Source organism: Streptomyces sp. NPDC058086 (genome assembly GCF_042885015.1).
Taxonomy (GTDB): domain Bacteria; phylum Actinomycetota; class Actinomycetes; order Streptomycetales; family Streptomycetaceae; genus Streptomyces.
Map to the genome: position 1 here is coordinate 1 of NZ_JBHVST010000170.1, position 14,883 is coordinate 14,883.

Genomic DNA, 14,883 nt, shown 5'->3' on the forward strand with positions numbered 1-14,883 from the left:
GACGGGGACCGTCCCCCGGCCAACTCCCCTCCGCGCACCGCAAGCGACTCCACCCACAACCATTCGAAGCGCTCGAGCGCGATCAACTTGGGCACCGGCTCCGGCACCACCGTCCGGGAGCTGTGCGACGCATTCAACAACGTTGTGAGCACTCCCCTGGCGACCATTGACACCGATCCACGGCCCGGTGACGTCGCCGGCGGCTACACCAAGAGCGACCGGGCGGTCGAGCTGCTGGGGTGGACGCCGAGGCTGTCCCTGGAGGACGGCATCCGGTCCGCCCTGGACTGGATCCCGGTGCGCGACAAGATGCTGACGGGCTGACTTTCCGCCCTCAGGGTGGCCTTGGCTTCAACGCAGTCTGCCTTCAAGGGTGAGCAGGTGCCGCATGGCCGGAGCGAGCCATGCGGCGTCCCAGCGGTGGTCTGCCGGGGCGTCCCGGTAGGCCTCGTGTTCGGGAGTACCGCCGACACCCCGACCCCCGAAGCTCAAGTCCCGGCACGCCGAACGCGCTCCGCCCCGACCGCGCCCCCACCGAGCATCGGCTACTTGATACGGGCTCCGAACTCTGCCTTCGCATAGGGCGCGCCGAGCTTCTTCCCGCCGAAGACGAACGCCGCGTCCGGGACGATCCCGGTCGGGCGGCCGCGGAGTTCCCAGACCGCGCCGTTGCTCTTGTCCTCGTTCCACGCGGCGGAGGACAGGTCGGCGTAGCCATTGCCGTTGATGTCGAGCAGCCGGACGGAGCTGCCGAAGCGGTCTCCGGCCTCGGCGGCGCCGGGGATGCCGGGGCTGTCCTCGGTGATGGCCTGGGCGCGGGTGCCCGTCAGGCCGGAGCGGCTGCCGCGCAGGACGGTGACGACACCGGCCTCCGGCCGACCGGTCTCGCCGAGGCTCTCGCCGGGCGCGCCGATGGCGACGTCGTCGATGCCGTCGCCGGTGATGTCCCCGACGGCCACCGAGGCCCCGAAGGCGTCGTTCTCCTCGTAGGCGCCGGGAACGCCGGGCGTGTCCTGCGTGAACGTCTTCCAGGTCTCCGAGTGGCCGATTCCGGAGGCCGAGCCGTAGGCGACCTCGATCTCGTCCATCGCCTCGCGTCCGGCGACGATGTCGTCGTACCCGTCGCCGTTGACGTCGCCCAGCGCGACGGCGCGCCCGCCGCCCGGAGCGGCGGTGCCGCTGTACACCAGGCCCTCGGGCGAGCCGAGGAAGAACTTCGATCCGAAGTTGCCGTCGCCGCCGTATCCGTCGACGACGAGGTCGTCGCGGCCGTCGCCGTTGACGTCCCCGCTCGCGCCGCTCGACACCTCAATGCCGCGCAGCTTCTCGGGGTCGAGCGTGGTCGTGCGGACCGGGGTGCCCGAGCGGCTGAACGGGCCGTGCCAGACGGCGCCGGTGGAGTCGCCCGGGTCGTCACCGCCGCCGGCTCCGGTGATCCTGAAAAGCGCCAGGTCGAGCCTGCCGTCGCCGTCGAAGTCGCCGGACGCGACAGTCCCGCCGCTCCCGCCGGGCAGCGACGTGCCCCCGGACAGGCCATGGGGCCCGCCCCAGACGATGACCGGGCCGACGACCAGATCCGCGTAGCCGTCGCCGTCGAGGTCACCCTTGGCCGACGGCGTTCCGAAGTTCTCGTTCTTGGCCGGGCTGCCCGGGATGCCCTTGGTCGCACGGCTGATGACGGTCCGTCCGCTCGCGGACAGGCCGTGCGGACCGCCGTACATCACCGCCACATATCCGGCCCCGCTCTTCCCGTCGATAGTGGCGTGGCTCGCGGCGACGGCAAGGTCCTGGTAGCCGTCGCCATTGAAGTCGTCGCCTACAGGCGCAGCGGGCGCGGCCGCCGCGACGCCCGTCGCGCCTAGCGGTCCGACTCCCAGAGCGATCAGGCCCACTGCGAGCGGTCCTGCCCAACGGACGTACGAACGTGCGGAAAACATCAGGACACCTTCCCATTACGGTGACATGGTCAACGCACGAGACCGCCGGGCGCGCACATTGGTTGTACGCGGTCACAGGCGCATGCTTCCGGCGCCGCCAGGACGGCCCTGTGCCAGGGTTCCCCCCATGCCCTTCGACCACAACGACCACCATTACCGGTTACTGCTGCGGAAGCTGCCGAAGCAGAAGGACGTACCGCACTGAGGATTTTCATCCTGAAACCGCAGGTCGCACGGATGGTGCGCGTGTGGCAGGGTGCTCGTGCTGGTCAGGTCCTGATTACCAGTGGGTGATCGTCCGTCACCTCTGCACATCGCTGTTGGCCAGGACGAGCAGGGCCCGCAGGAGAGTGGTGACGTGACGACGGCAATGTGCCAGCGAGCTTTCCGTGGAGGCAGGCCCGTCGGGTCGTCGGGGGTCATACCCGAAGGCTTCCGCGTCATCCGCCGCGGAATGAGTCCGAGTCGCCTGCTGGTGCGTCATGCATGTGCCCGTGGTGGCGGTCGGCCCCGTACGGTGCGCGCCATATTTTTCGGCTCAGTCCATGGAACGGCTGGTGGGCAGGGTTTGTGTTTTGACCGCGTCGTCTTCGGCTTGCTGGCGCAGTGAGGCGATCGCGGTGGCGAGGTCGGGGCTGTCGGCAAGGTCCACGCTGGCGGGGTCGGCAGCGATGGCAGGGCCAGGACGAGCGCGGCTCCGGCCGACAGCCACACGGCGCGGACGGGGGTTTTGGTGCGGGTGCTGACCTTCCGCCAGGTGGAGGCGAACGGGATTCCCTCGTCGCGGGAGAACGCGAACACCATCCGGGAGGCTGCGGCTGTTTCGGCGTTGCCGCAGAACAGCTGGGCCACGATCACGATCAGCAGCAGGTACTTGGCGCTGGTGGGGCCGAGGTCTCGCCTGGGGAGGGCTCAGCCTGATTTGATCCCAGGTTATGACAACTCAATCCGAGGCCATGAACCACTGGTGGTGGCGGCCGGGCTGGAGTATAGGGCGCCGCTTCTACACCTGGCATCTGACGTTCGAGGGCCAGGACGATGTGCACCGGCTCGCTGCCGAGTACCGGTCCGCACTCGCACCTCTCGGAGACATCCTCACCCCGATCCCCAACCAGTGGCTGCACCTGACCATGCAAGGCATCGGCTTCGTAGGTGAAACCAAGGAGCAGGATGTCCACGCCATCGTGGATGCAGCCCACCTGCGGCTGGCGGCCATCCAAGCCTTCGACCTCCAAATCGGACCGGCGGTGCTGGACCCGGAGGCAGTGCTCCTGCATGCCCACCCCGACGGCCTTGTCCGAGCCGTCCGGAACGCTATCCGGGGTGCCATCGGGGACGTTCTCGGTGAGGTCCCGGAGAAGGCCGAGGGCTTCACCCCGCACGTCTCCGTGGCCTACAGCGCCAAAGACGGTCCCGCAGGACCGATCGCGCAAGTCCTCGCCGGCCTCACTCTCGCTCCGGCACAAGCTCGCATTTCCAGCGCGGAGCTCATCGTGATCCACCGGGATAACCAGATGTACGAGTGGGAACCCTTCGCGAAGGTCTCCCTCGGCTGACGGTCCTCTGCCAAGCGGGGCCTTGCCGCCAGTGGCCGTAAGACCCCGTGCCACCTCGCCCTGCCGTCGTACGTCCCGAGCAGAGTCCAGCTCAGCCCTGTGTGCCATCGGTCCCAACGCTTATCACAAGCCGCGAGAGCGTAGGGCGGCGTCAGCTCGACCGGCGTGGCCGCCTGGGCTGATACGCGAAGCACGCCATTCTCTGCCAGGACCCCAGCCCCTGTTGCAGACACCCCCCGCGCCTCGTAGGCCCCGCCCCGCGTGTCCCGAGCTGACTGGGGCCGGCGGCCGCTGCCGCCGAGGCGCGAGCGCGGGCCGCCGCTGATGAGGCTCTTGGAAAACGAAAACCGGCCAGCTCTGCTCTTCGCTCCCCAGTTGGTTGAGCGATCAACAGAGGATCCGGGTCACCCGCTTGTTGAGTGTGGGGGCCGTGACCGGGTGTGAGTAGTGGAGGGACAGGAAATCCCGGCGAGATTGATCTTGCTGGGGTTCGCCTACTTCGCGGGGGCTTCGAACCGGCGGGGGACGGCGACAGCGCACACCCCAAGGGGTTTTCAAAGACCCTGCGGGGTTCGAGCTGCTCTACAGAGCGATCTTCAGAGAAAGCAGGTTTGCTGAAGGAGCACGCGGCCTCCGGCGGACCGGCTCCGCGGTCCGGTGCGTGGTCGATTCGATCGGGGTCGGCTCAGTGGGGTGCTGCGTGACGCCTACCCAGGCCCCTCCTGTGCGGTGGTACACCGCCGACTCGAAAGGAAGTCGACATGTCCTACCCAGAGCCCCGCTATTTCGGCGAAAGGGGCCGGGTCAGCGCACTGTTCCGACCTACATCCTCGCAGCCCGACACCGGCTTCAGCGGCGGCGACACCGACATCAGCTACGTGGCCCAGCAGGAGCACACCGACGGCGAGTTCGGCCTGTACAAGATCGACATGAGGCCCAAGGCCATGGGCGCCACGGAACACTTCCACCGTACGATCTCCGAGTCCTTCTACGTCCTGTCCGGCGAGGTCCGGCTCTACAACGGCGAACGCTGGGTCACCGGACGCGAGGGAGACTTCCTCTACGTACCGGCCGGCGGGCTCCACGCCTTCCAGAACGACAGCGACGACCCGGTGTCACTGCTGCTGCTCTTCACACCGGGAGCTCCCAGGGAGGAGTACTTCGAGATGGTGGCGGAGTACTCACAGCGCAGCCGCGAAGAGTTGAAAGCCTTCCGGGTCAGGCACGACCAGTACAACACCGACATGCTCGACGACTAGGGCCTGTCCGGCGGATCTTGCGGCCGGTGGCCCTGGGTCCGTGGCGCTGCCGTAGCCTCCGTGGTCATGTTCAAGTGGTGGCATGTGCTGGCGGATGACGAACGGCAGCAATGGACTCTGGATCCGTTCGTGAGCGTGGGGCCGCTGGCGTTCGGTATGGGTCCCGGTGAGGCGTCGGAGGCGCTGAGCAGTCTCACAGGGGAAGCTCAGCGGCACAGGCTTCGCCGTCGCGCGAACGAGACCGTCGACGTCGTCGAGGAGGGCGAGTACCGGGAGTTCGGCTTGAAGCTCTACTACCGGGATGAACGGCTGGCCAGCGTCGTGGTCGATGCGCTGAGGGGGCCCCAGGTCTTCGTGGAGGGTGTGGCCTTGGTCGGCCGGGTCCCCTCCGTTCTAGAGCAGTGGATGCTCGACCGGGCCGAAGCCCGCGAGCCGTATGCGGAGCTCTCTTACATGGATGCTGGAGTCCCTGGGTCGGACTCACTGGGCGTCGTTCTGGATGTGCAGCGCGCAGGCGATCACCTCCTCACGCGGCCGGTGTTCGTTCCTCGTGACGCACTGGACGACCTCCCCCACTTTCTGCCCCGGGAAGCGTGGTCGCGTTGCTGAGGGCCCGCCAGGCAGACCGGGACGACACCCTGGCCTCTCCTGTGGATGCCAGCTGATCACGGCCGTAGCCACAGGCGGATCGAAACCACCGTCACGGTGCCGTGGAAGATGTAGGCGCGTTTGTCGTAGCGCGTGGCCACGGCCCGGGAGTGCTTGAGCCGGTTGATGGTGCGCTCAAGGAGCGAGCCGCAATGCCCACATAGATGAGCCCGCAGCGGGGAACAGGCCTGTCGTAGGGGTTGATGGCCTGCTCAACACCGCTGCTTTTGTTCGGCAGTTGCGTGAGCGACTGGCTGATGATGAAGAGGGCGGTGAGGGTCAGTGGACGGGCATGTCGCCGCTGAGCTCCCCAGATTCCGCAGTGGGGAGCCGTTCCGGAGCTGAACCGCCACCTCGTGGTGCGGTTACTGGCAGTGCTGGCCGCGCGGATGGTGACCGCGGCGAACCCGGTCGGGCAGGACGGGGGTGACCTCGGTGAGCACGACGGCTGCAGCGCCGTGGGATCGGATTGAGGGCAAGATTCAGCCGTGGCACCGCGACAGGCTCGCAGTGGTCTATGTCCGTCAGTCGACTCCCCAGCAGGTCCTCGATCACGCCGAGTCCACCCGGCTGCAGTACGGACTCTCGCAACGGGCCGTCAACTTGGGCTGGTCCCCGTCCCGAGTCCTGGTGATCGACGAAGACCTGGGCCACTCCGCATCCGGCGTCGTGGACCGGACCGGCTTCCAGCGTCTGGTCTCCGAGGTCGGCCTGGACCATGTGGGCCTGGTGCTGGGCCTGGAAATGTCGCGTCTGGCCCGCAGCGGCCGCGAATGGCATCAGCTGCTGGAGCTGTGCGCGTTGTCGGGTGCTCTGCTGGCGGACCCGGACGGGGTCTATGACCCGGCCGAGCACAACGACCGGATGCTGCTGGGGCTGAAGGGCACGATCAGCGAGGCGGAACTGCATCTGATCAAGCAGCGGATGTGGAACGGACGGATCGGCAAGGCCCGTCGCGGCGAGCTGGCCGTGCCGATGCCGGTGGGCTATCTGCGCCGCCCGGACGGTCAGGTCGTGCGTGATCCGGACCAACAGGTGCAGGCCGTGGTCCGTCTGGTCTTCGACCTGTTCGACGAACTCGGCACGATCAACGCGGTGTTGCGGTTCCTGGTCGATCACGGCATCCATATGGGCATCCGGGTGCGCGAGGGCCCCGAACGCGGGACGCTCGCCTGGCGCCGTCCCAGCCGGATCGTGATCCAGAACATGCTTCACCACCCTGCCTATGCCGGGGTCTATGTCTATGGCCGCAGCCGGACCGATCCCCGCCGACGTCTGGCGGGACGCCCGTTCACCGGACGCGTCCGCAAGCCGCCCGAGGACTGGCTGGTCTATCTGCCCGACGTCCTGCCTGCCTATGTCAGCGCCGAGCGGCATGAACGCAACCTTGCCCGGATCGAGGCGAACCGGGCCCGTTCCCAGAGCATTGGTGCCCTGCGCGACGGCCCGGCCCTGCTGGCCGGGCTGATCTTCTGCGGCCGGTGCGACACCCGTATGGTCGTGCACTACCAGCGCGGCCAGGGCGGAAAGCTGTGGCCGAAGTACGAGTGCAGCCGGGCGAAGGCCGACTATGGCGGCGAGCTGTGCCAGCAGCTGTCGGGAACCTGCGTCGACCGCCATGTGACCGGTCTGCTGCTGGCGGCGATGGCGCCCGCCGCCCTGGAGGTCTCGCTGCAGGCCGCCGAGCAGGCCCAGACACGGCGCGAAGAGGTGGACCGGATCTGGCAGCAGCGTCTGGAACGCGCGGACTATGCCGTCGACCGGGCCCGGCGCCAGTATCAGCTGGCCGAGCCCGAGAACCGCCTGGTGGTGAGGGAACTGGAGAAGGAGTGGGAGCATGCGCTGGCCGAACGGCGGCAGCTCGGCGAGGAGTACGACCGCCGCACCGCAGCCCGGCCCCGCATCCTCACGGCCGCCGAGCGTGACCAGATCCGGGCCCTGGCCGCCGACCTCCCCGCCGTCTGGCAGGCGCCCACCACGACAGATGCGGACCGAAAACAACTGGCCAGGCACCTGATCGAGAAGGTCAGCGTCACCGTCGTCGGCGACAGCGAGCGTGTCACCGTCCAGATCACCTGGGCCGGCGGACACCGCACCGCCGGCGAGCTCGTCCGACCGGTCGCCCGCCTGGACCAGCTCAGCTACTTTCCCCGCCTGGCCGAGCGGGCCCGCGAACTCGCCGCCAGCGGCCACTCCGCCCCGGCCATCGCGAAGATCCTGAACTCCGAGGGCTTCCGTCCGCCCAAACGCCGCGAACACTTCGGCACCCAGGGCGTCCGCACGCTGCTGCAGGAGCTGGGCTGCGTCAGCCAGCAGGAACAGGCCCTCCGCCGGGGAGCCGCACCACTCGGCCGCCACGAATGGTGGCTGACCGGCCTCGCCCGCGAGCTTGGCATGCCCCGGGTGACCCTCTTCGGATGGATCAAACGCGGCTGGGTCACAGCCCACCAGCTCACCGACCGGCGCAGGTCCTGGATCATCCACGCCGACCCCGCAGAAGTCGAACGGCTCCGCAGACTCCGCCAGCAGTCCCGCGGCCACCAACCACGACAAGCCAGGCTCGACCACCAACAGGCCGCGATAATCCGGAACAAGAAAGGGAGCCCAAACGATGACGTCGAACCGCACGTATGACAGCACTGCGGCTTGCTCATCTCGACTTCATTGCGGCGCTTGTACATCTGCTTGTCGAATCCGGCGGGTCGGCCGCCCATTCTGCCGCGGCGTCGGCGGTTGGCGCGCTGGTCCCTCGGCTCAGGGATGGTGTGCTTGATCTGGCGTCTGCGCAAGTAGCGGCGATTGCGACGAGAGCTGTACGCCCTATCGCCGCCGAGGTGGTCCGGACGCGTCCGAGGGCGACCGCCACCAGGGCGCTTGACCCGGATGCGTTCCAGGACAGGTATCAGCTGGGGGCTGTCGCCCCACTGGCCGGGAGTGATCAGCAAGGCCAGTGGCCGGCGGCCGCCTTCTCCGGCAAGGTGGATCTTGCACGTGAGGCCGCCACGGGAATGGCCGAGACCTTCGTCGGGTCGGTGCTGGCGAGGGATTGATCGCCTCTTCGGGATCCGTGGCGCTTTGCGCGACGCCCCGGCCGCGTGCTGGTGGGCCCGGCACGAGGTCGAGTCCACGCTCACCATGCTCCAGTCGATTCGCCCCTCGGCGTCGGCCTGGGTATGGACGGCCTGCAGGATCCGGTCCCAGGTTCCGTCGGCCGACCAGCGGCGGTGGCGCTCATAGACCGTCTTCCAGCATCCGAAGCGCTCCGGGAGATCCCGCCACGGGGCGCCGGTGCGGGCACGGAACAGTATCCCGTTGATCACGGTCCGGTGATCGCTCCAACGCCCACCCCGACGACCGGACTTGGGCAAATAGGGCGCAAGTCGCGCCCACTCGTCATCGCTCAGATCACCCCGCCCCACGACCAGAACAATGACCCACCCCAGGGCGAGGCGGTCACATGATCCGCCGGACAGACCCTAGGGCGTGTCCGACGGGTCCCCTGACGGGACTGGCGGTGGATCCGTTGGCGAGAACGGGGAGGGAGAACAAGCTCAGCGCGTGAGCACGCACCCAGCCGCGACGCCGAGGAAGATCATGGCTCCGGCGAACAGGCCGCCGATCAGAGACAGGCTGTGCTTTCGGGTGAATACCCTTGCGCTTTCCGGCCTTTCGGGCAGGTAGACGACCGGCATATGGGTTCCGAGGGCCATCCCCAGCCCCAGCCCCGTCGCGACGGGCCGGAACCTGACGGGGCGGCCCTGCCGGTCGGTGAACTCGATGACGGGCGTCGAACCATCGTCCCCCGGCCGATGCTCCTGGTCCACCACCACCCCCTCGGCACGCAGCCCGTAGCGGCTCAACCGCATCTGCAGCCGTGCCTCCCGCGCACCGGCCCACAGACTCACCAGACCCGCCAATACGGCCAGCCCGATACCGATCGTCCCACCCGTCATCCATCCCCTGCTCTCGCTCGCGCAGCGCCCGCCCGTCACGGCCCGCGCATCAGGGGGACGCGGCACGCAGCCCGATGGTTCACGAAGGTGCGCGGGCACACCGACTCCTCGGGCTTTCATGGCCGTGGCGGGGGGCCACGAAGGGCCGCCCCCGGGCGCCTGCGGCGTCGCTCCGCTATGAGCTGTGCTCACCCTGGACGAACCTCCCTCCCCCGATCCTTGGTCGGGGTAGCTGGTGCGTGGCCGGCCCGGACGCACTGGGGCCTGCTTGCCGAGTCGGATAGCAGGCCCGTCGTGAAGTCTGGACGCTGTCCGGGTGCGTGTCTGGACGGGGCGCTGCTGTCAGGGGGAGTGCGTTTGCATGTCGTCGGCTGGAGGTGTCGCGTCACCTGCCGCTGGCAGGCGTGGGAAGAGGTAATCCTCGACAGCGTCCGTGGCAAAGAGGAACGCGATCATCAGGCTGGGCATGAGCAGTGCGAGCAGGACCACAGGACCTCCCGGTGGGATGGTCGGCCTGTGCAGCCGATGGTGCGGCTTCCAGGGTGGACCCGAATGGCGTAGCGCGCATGTCATGCGTGGTGGTGCAGCGAACCCCGGTCGTGACCCGCCGGAGGCTCGGCGCGCCGCGGCTTGACCAGGTGCTCGGCCAGCAGGCACCCCGCTCGCTCGGTGGCCACATCGAATCCATCCATCACTGCTACCGATGCTCTATGTGATTATTTGTTCACTATCCGTAACGGGAGATCCATGCCCGTTCGCGGCGAAACGAGCAGAGGAGATCGTCATGCCCGAAGCAAAAGGGCCGGCTTACGTCCAGATGCCTGTGTCCCAGCAGCCCGCGTCCAAGGCGGAGTCCGAAAAGGTGGGCAGGCTGATGCTTCAATACAAGGACGGGGTTCCTGTTCTGACCGTCACCGGCGGGAACGTCTTCCCTACGGGTCTCGCGATCGTGGACGAGACCGGCAACGGGGTAGGGCTGTACACGGCCACGCGCGGCAAGACGGCCGTGGAAAAAAAGAAGGCCCTCAGTTTCGCCCAGGAGTACGTGCATAACGCGGGACTCCCGCCGTACACGCCGGTCGCACGCATCCTGGAAGGTGGGGAGAACGAAGTCTTCGAGGACTTCTTCGACTGACCGCAGTACGCCCCCCCAAGGCAACAGGGTTGGGCGCCGGGCGCCTCCCGTACGGGCTGGGCGGTGCACAGAGAGGCCCTCTCCTCGACTTCGGCGAGGCGGCCTCTTGCTCGTCCGGACACGGTCCGGGTGCACGTCCTGGCGTCCGGGCTGATGCTGGGGACATGTCCGGGCAGCGTCGTGTGGTGGTGTCGCCACCGTCGATGAGCGGCGGTCGGCATGTGCGGGTGGACGGGGTGATTCTGGGGTTGGCGCTCCGGCCGGCGGATGTTGCGGAGTTCCTGCGGCGGGCCGGCCTGGACGATGTGGGCGTGGAGACGTCGGAGTTGATCGAGTGGCGGGGCGGGGGGCCGGATGTGTGGGCGCCGTTGCCTTGACGGCGCCGGATACACCTCGGCCCTCCACCGCACTTGGGAGCGGTGGAGGGCCGTGGCGCGGGCTGCCGCACGGAGCATTGCGCGTCAGTAGTTGGGCAGTTGGGAGGTTAGCAAGCTGTGACGGGTTGCGTGCAGAGGGCGAGGGGCGGCCGGCTGCCGCGCCGGAGCAATCACGCAACGCCCAGCTCGAAGCCCTCCACTACCAACACCAATTGCTCGATGGTGACCTCGGTGGCGGTGCCGCTGAGGCTCGGTGCCGCGTACTGCTTGGGCCAGGCGTTGGCGAACTTCCACCGCAACGCGGGTTTGCCTGCCTCGCCCTTGAGTACGATCTGGCCGCTGCGGCGGACCGTCCTGCCGTCCAGCACGGACCGCCGCCATTCCTGCAGCCCGTGGCTGGTGGTCAAGCCGCGCTTGAGCGAGAGGTCACCCGACTTCTTCAGCCCGGGGAGCTTGATGACGGCAAAGTCCATATTGCCTTCGCGGTAGTCGTTCACGTCTTGCTCGGTGTTGACCCCGCTGCAATCGGAGAACCCGTGCGAGCCCGCCAGCCCCTCGATATCGAGAGTGAAATTGAACGCGGCGAATGGATCAACCCGTTGTCCTGGTGGCATAGCCGTTCCTCCTCTGTACCTAGCCGGCGCAGTCGGCGACCTCGCCAGTCCTCATCCCAAAACCGCAGATACGTCAACGCGACTGGGCGCACCGGCACCATGCGGACCAGGCAGAGGAACCGTCACTGTGGGCGATGCGCTGCGGTCGTGCAGCGCCTTCATCACTGTCCACGTCATGAGGCTGAGGACTGATCGGAGCACTGAGTACCCCCCCACTGGCGGGCAAAATTGCCCCTAATGAACCATGGAAGTGCGGGAGGGTGGTCAGGCGGCTGGTTGTCCGGACAGGACGGCGCACCAAGGCCGGCGGCAGGGCTACGGCCGGGGCCGGGCCGCCGGGCGCCCGTGCGCCCGCTCGGCAACCCGAACACTCTCTTCCAGCGCCGCCAACAGATCCAGCGCCGGGGCGGGCTCCGCTGGCTCGACGAGCTCACCGCCGGTGATCTTCGCGTCCACGAGCTGCTCAAGGGCGTGGGCGTACTCGTCGTGCACCTGGTCGATGTTGATGCCGGCGAGTTCCCGGATCAGTACCTCGGCGAGCTCGAGTTCCCGGTCGGTGACCGGTGTGGAGGGTGCGAGGTCTCCGGGGTCGCGTAGTTCGTCCTGCCACAGGAGAGTCTGGAGGATGAGGATGCCGTGGCGGGGGCGGAGCAGCGCCAGGCGTTCTCGGCTGCGCAGGGCGACCTTGGAGACGGCGACGTTGCCGGTGCGGGCGAGTGCCTCGACGAGCAGGGTGTACGGGCGGTCGGCGCCCGGTCCGGGAGCCGCGTAGTAGGGCCGTCCGAAACTGATCGGGTCGATGTCCTCGAAGGGCACGAAGCCGAGCACGTCGACGGTCCGTTTTGTGGGCAAGGGCAGACGGGCTAGGTCCTCCTCCGTGAGCGGCACCATGCGCCCGTCTGGCAGGGCGTAGCCCCTGCCGACTTGTTCGTAGGGGATCTCTCGGTTCTCGGCCTTGCAGATGCGGCGGTGCTCGACGCGACTGCCATCGGCGACATGGATTTCGTGAAGGCGCACGGGATGCTCCTCCGTGGCCGCGTACAGCCTGATCGGCAGGGCGACCAACCCGACCTGGATCATCCCGGACCACGTGACCTTCATACATCCAGGGTCATCCGCCAGCAGGTGGCGCGCATCCCGGTTGTCCCTTCTCCAATGGTCTGGTCCGAAGCCGTGCTCGTGACCTGCGGCGACCAGATCAGCTGAGACAAGCAGCGGCTCGGAATCTCAACTGCTCCGGTCCGGTGTGTGCGGGTGCTGCACGTCGTCTCAGCCGATCTGGTCTGCTGGTGCCGGGGTGCCTGGAGACCAGTGGGTGGGCTTGGATGAACGCTGTGGGTCGCTGGAGCAGTCTCCCGTTTTCCTACGCTGAGAGACGTGCGTCGTCTGTTGGCGGCCTCAGGGGTGTTCGCAGTCGGCGGGTCCGTGCTCAGCCCCTCGACTGGGTGACCTTCGGGGCGTCAGCAGTGGGCAAAGGCTGCGGACATGGCCTTTCGCAGGACGGGGGCGGGGCCTGGGAGTGTGGGAGAGGGCGGGTAGACGGTCCTGCCCTCCTTGATGGTCTCCACGACGGTGATGTCCTTGATCTTCCGTTCGGGGATCGTGAGCGGGTTGTGGCTGAGGATCACGAAGTCGGCGAGCTTGCCGACCTCGATGCTGCCCTTGGTGTCCTCTTCGAAGTACTGGCGGGCGGCGTTGATGGTGATGGACTTCACCGCGTCCAGGGCCGACACACATTGGTCCGGGCCCAGGACGCTTCCTGAGCGGGTGACGCGGGTGACCTGGCTGGACAGGATGGCGATCGAGTTGGGCAGGGCGACGGGGGCGTCGTGGTGTGAGGTGTAGGCCATGCCGCGGTCCACCGCCCACCGGGCCGGTGAGATGTCGACAGCACGTTCGGGTCCGAGCACGGTCTTGCGGTACCAGTCGCCCCAGTAGTAGGTGTGCATGGAGAAGAACGACGGGATGATCCCGAGTTCCCGAAACGCCTCGACCTGGTCCTCGCGGGCGGTCTGGCAGTGGATCGCCGTCGTACGCCGGTCCTGTCCGGCTTCTTTGGTGGCCGTGCGCACGCACTGGATGAACTGGTCGATGGCGGCGTCGCCGTTCATGTGCGCAGTGACCTGCCAGTTGTTGGCGAAACCCGCCCGGACCTGGGCCAGCACGTCCTTGTCCGGCAGGGTCGCATAGCCGCGGTAGTTCTCGTTCTGGCCGTCGGGAGGGGTGAGGTAGGGCTCGGTGAGCCAGGCGGTGCGCCCCTGGGGCGAGCCGTCCAGGAGCAGCTTCACTCCGGCCGTGCGCAGGCCCTTGGTGTACTCCCGGCTCGCCTGGACCGTGTCAGGGGATTTCATGGCCTGGTCGGCCTTGACGTAGACGACCACGTCGGTGGGCAGGCCATCGGGGTGGGCGTCCGCGACCTGCCGCAGGAGGTCCAGGACCTCCAGGCTCGCTCCCCCCTCCTGTACGGTCGTGAAGCCGAATCTCGCCGCCGCCCGGAGGCCCATGGCCAGGAACTGCCCGCTGTCGATGGGGTCCATCCCGGCGACGGCCAGGTCGGCGACGGGGTTGAACGCGGTCTCTTCCAGCACCCCGTTCGGCTCTCCGTACACGGGCTCGGATTCGGTCGCGCGCTCCAGCTTCCGCCGGATCACCCCGCCCTTCGGGTCCGGTGTCGTGGCGGTGTACTTGAGCCGTTCGAGCCCCAGGCTGTTGACCGCTCCCAGATGGAAGGACTGGTGGATCGCCAGAACGGGCTTCTCGGTGGAGACCACGTCCAGGTCGTGGCGGGTGGGGTGCTTGCCCTCGGTGAGCATGGAGTCGTCGTAACCGAAACCGATGATCCAGTCCGAGCGTTTCCCCACCTCGCTTTCGGCGAACGCGCGCAGCTTGTCCTGGAGGGATGCGATGTCGGTGACGTCGCCGTCGGGAGCGGCCAGGAGATTGGCGATGGTGGCCTGCAGGCCGGTGCCGGTGATGTGGCCGTGCGCATCGATGAAACCCGGCAGCAGAGCCTGGTCCGGCAGTAGGTCGTGCAACCGCGTGTCCGGCCCCTGCCACTTGGCCCGCGCCTGGGACAGGTTGCCGACGAAGACGATCCGGCCGTCCTTGACCGCCACCGCCTCGGGCGCTGCCGACTTCGCGTCGGTGACCGTCACGATGGAACCGCCGGAGAAGATGATGTCGGCATCTCCAGACCGCGTTCCCGGCGAGATTTCCTGGGACATCACACACCACCTGTCTCCTGTGAGCGATCGACCTTCGCCACGAAGAGTAGTCGCTTGCATGCAAAATGTGATTGATCCACGCGGGTTACTGACCTTTTCGGGTTGCCTTCGGGTGGTGACGTTGGGTGATCCCTGCGGTATGCCGGTGTTATGCGGTACGCGGATGGTGGGGGCCTGACT

11 protein-coding genes and 4 pseudogenes are annotated in these 14,883 nt (G+C 67.8%); 7 read left to right on the forward strand and 8 right to left on the reverse strand.

Annotated features, from left to right (window positions below):
• A pseudogene (locus tag ACFVWD_RS54305) lies at window positions 1-324 on the forward strand (hypothetical protein); the annotation flags it as partial.
• Window positions 325-545: 221 nt separating this feature from the next.
• Here the strand turns inward: ACFVWD_RS54305 and ACFVWD_RS54310 are convergent.
• Window positions 546-1,937: an FG-GAP and VCBS repeat-containing protein gene (locus ACFVWD_RS54310; RefSeq protein WP_389606252.1), complete on the reverse strand. Its 1,392-nt coding sequence runs from the start codon at window positions 1,935-1,937 to the stop codon at window positions 546-548.
• Between the two features lie 633 nt (window positions 1,938-2,570).
• Window positions 2,571-2,831, reverse strand: a pseudogene (locus tag ACFVWD_RS54315) (amino acid permease); the annotation flags it as partial.
• Between the two features lie 41 nt (window positions 2,832-2,872).
• On the opposite strand from ACFVWD_RS54315, the gene ACFVWD_RS54320 reads away from it, so the two are divergent.
• From ACFVWD_RS54320 to ACFVWD_RS54330, 3 genes are all read left to right on the forward strand, one after another.
• Window positions 2,873-3,493, forward strand: coding sequence for a 2'-5' RNA ligase family protein (locus ACFVWD_RS54320; protein ID WP_389606254.1), 621 nt, complete (start codon window positions 2,873-2,875; stop codon window positions 3,491-3,493).
• A gap of 761 nt (window positions 3,494-4,254) precedes the next feature.
• Complete coding sequence (locus ACFVWD_RS54325) at window positions 4,255-4,752, forward strand: cupin domain-containing protein (protein WP_389606256.1); 498 nt, start codon at window positions 4,255-4,257, stop codon at window positions 4,750-4,752.
• Between the two features lie 60 nt (window positions 4,753-4,812).
• Window positions 4,813-5,361, forward strand: a complete 549-nt coding sequence (locus ACFVWD_RS54330) for a hypothetical protein (protein ID WP_389606257.1) — start codon at window positions 4,813-4,815, stop codon at window positions 5,359-5,361.
• A gap of 56 nt (window positions 5,362-5,417) precedes the next feature.
• Here ACFVWD_RS54330 and ACFVWD_RS54335 read toward each other — a convergent pair.
• A pseudogene (locus ACFVWD_RS54335) lies at window positions 5,418-5,540 on the reverse strand (IS5/IS1182 family transposase); the annotation flags it as partial.
• Between the two features lie 370 nt (window positions 5,541-5,910).
• Here ACFVWD_RS54335 and ACFVWD_RS54340 point away from each other — a divergent pair.
• A complete protein-coding gene (locus ACFVWD_RS54340; protein WP_389606259.1) occupies window positions 5,911-8,034 on the forward strand; it encodes a recombinase family protein in 2,124 nt (707 codons plus the stop codon).
• A gap of 20 nt (window positions 8,035-8,054) precedes the next feature.
• Here the strand turns inward: ACFVWD_RS54340 and ACFVWD_RS54345 are convergent.
• Both ACFVWD_RS54345 and ACFVWD_RS54350 read right to left on the reverse strand, forming a co-directional pair.
• Window positions 8,055-8,819: pseudogene (locus tag ACFVWD_RS54345) on the reverse strand (IS5 family transposase); the annotation flags it as partial.
• Between the two features lie 132 nt (window positions 8,820-8,951).
• Window positions 8,952-9,353, reverse strand: coding sequence for a DUF3592 domain-containing protein (locus ACFVWD_RS54350; protein WP_389606260.1), 402 nt, complete (start codon window positions 9,351-9,353; stop codon window positions 8,952-8,954).
• Window positions 9,354-10,137: 784 nt separating this feature from the next.
• Here ACFVWD_RS54350 and ACFVWD_RS54355 point away from each other — a divergent pair.
• The gene (locus ACFVWD_RS54355; RefSeq protein WP_389606262.1) at window positions 10,138-10,488 is read left to right on the forward strand and encodes a hypothetical protein; all 351 of its coding nucleotides are present in this window, start codon (window positions 10,138-10,140) and stop codon (window positions 10,486-10,488) included.
• Between the two features lie 164 nt (window positions 10,489-10,652).
• Window positions 10,653-10,865, forward strand: a complete 213-nt coding sequence (locus tag ACFVWD_RS54360) for a hypothetical protein (RefSeq protein WP_389606264.1) — start codon at window positions 10,653-10,655, stop codon at window positions 10,863-10,865.
• A gap of 170 nt (window positions 10,866-11,035) precedes the next feature.
• On the opposite strand, the gene ACFVWD_RS54365 is transcribed toward ACFVWD_RS54360, so the two are convergent.
• The 3 genes from ACFVWD_RS54365 to ACFVWD_RS54375 all read right to left on the reverse strand — a co-directional run bounded on the left by ACFVWD_RS54365 (window position 11,036) and on the right by ACFVWD_RS54375 (window position 14,703).
• A complete protein-coding gene (locus ACFVWD_RS54365) occupies window positions 11,036-11,479 on the reverse strand; it encodes a phage tail protein (RefSeq protein ID WP_389606266.1) in 444 nt (147 codons plus the stop codon).
• Between the two features lie 315 nt (window positions 11,480-11,794).
• The gene (locus tag ACFVWD_RS54370) at window positions 11,795-12,580 is read right to left on the reverse strand and encodes a Ku protein (protein WP_389606268.1); all 786 of its coding nucleotides are present in this window, start codon (window positions 12,578-12,580) and stop codon (window positions 11,795-11,797) included.
• 359 nt (window positions 12,581-12,939) lie between these two features.
• Window positions 12,940-14,703 carry an amidohydrolase gene (locus ACFVWD_RS54375; RefSeq protein WP_389606270.1) on the reverse strand — a complete coding sequence of 588 codons (1,764 nt, stop codon included), beginning with the start codon at window positions 14,701-14,703 and terminating at the stop codon, window positions 12,940-12,942.
• Window positions 14,704-14,883: the final 180 nt, after the last annotated feature.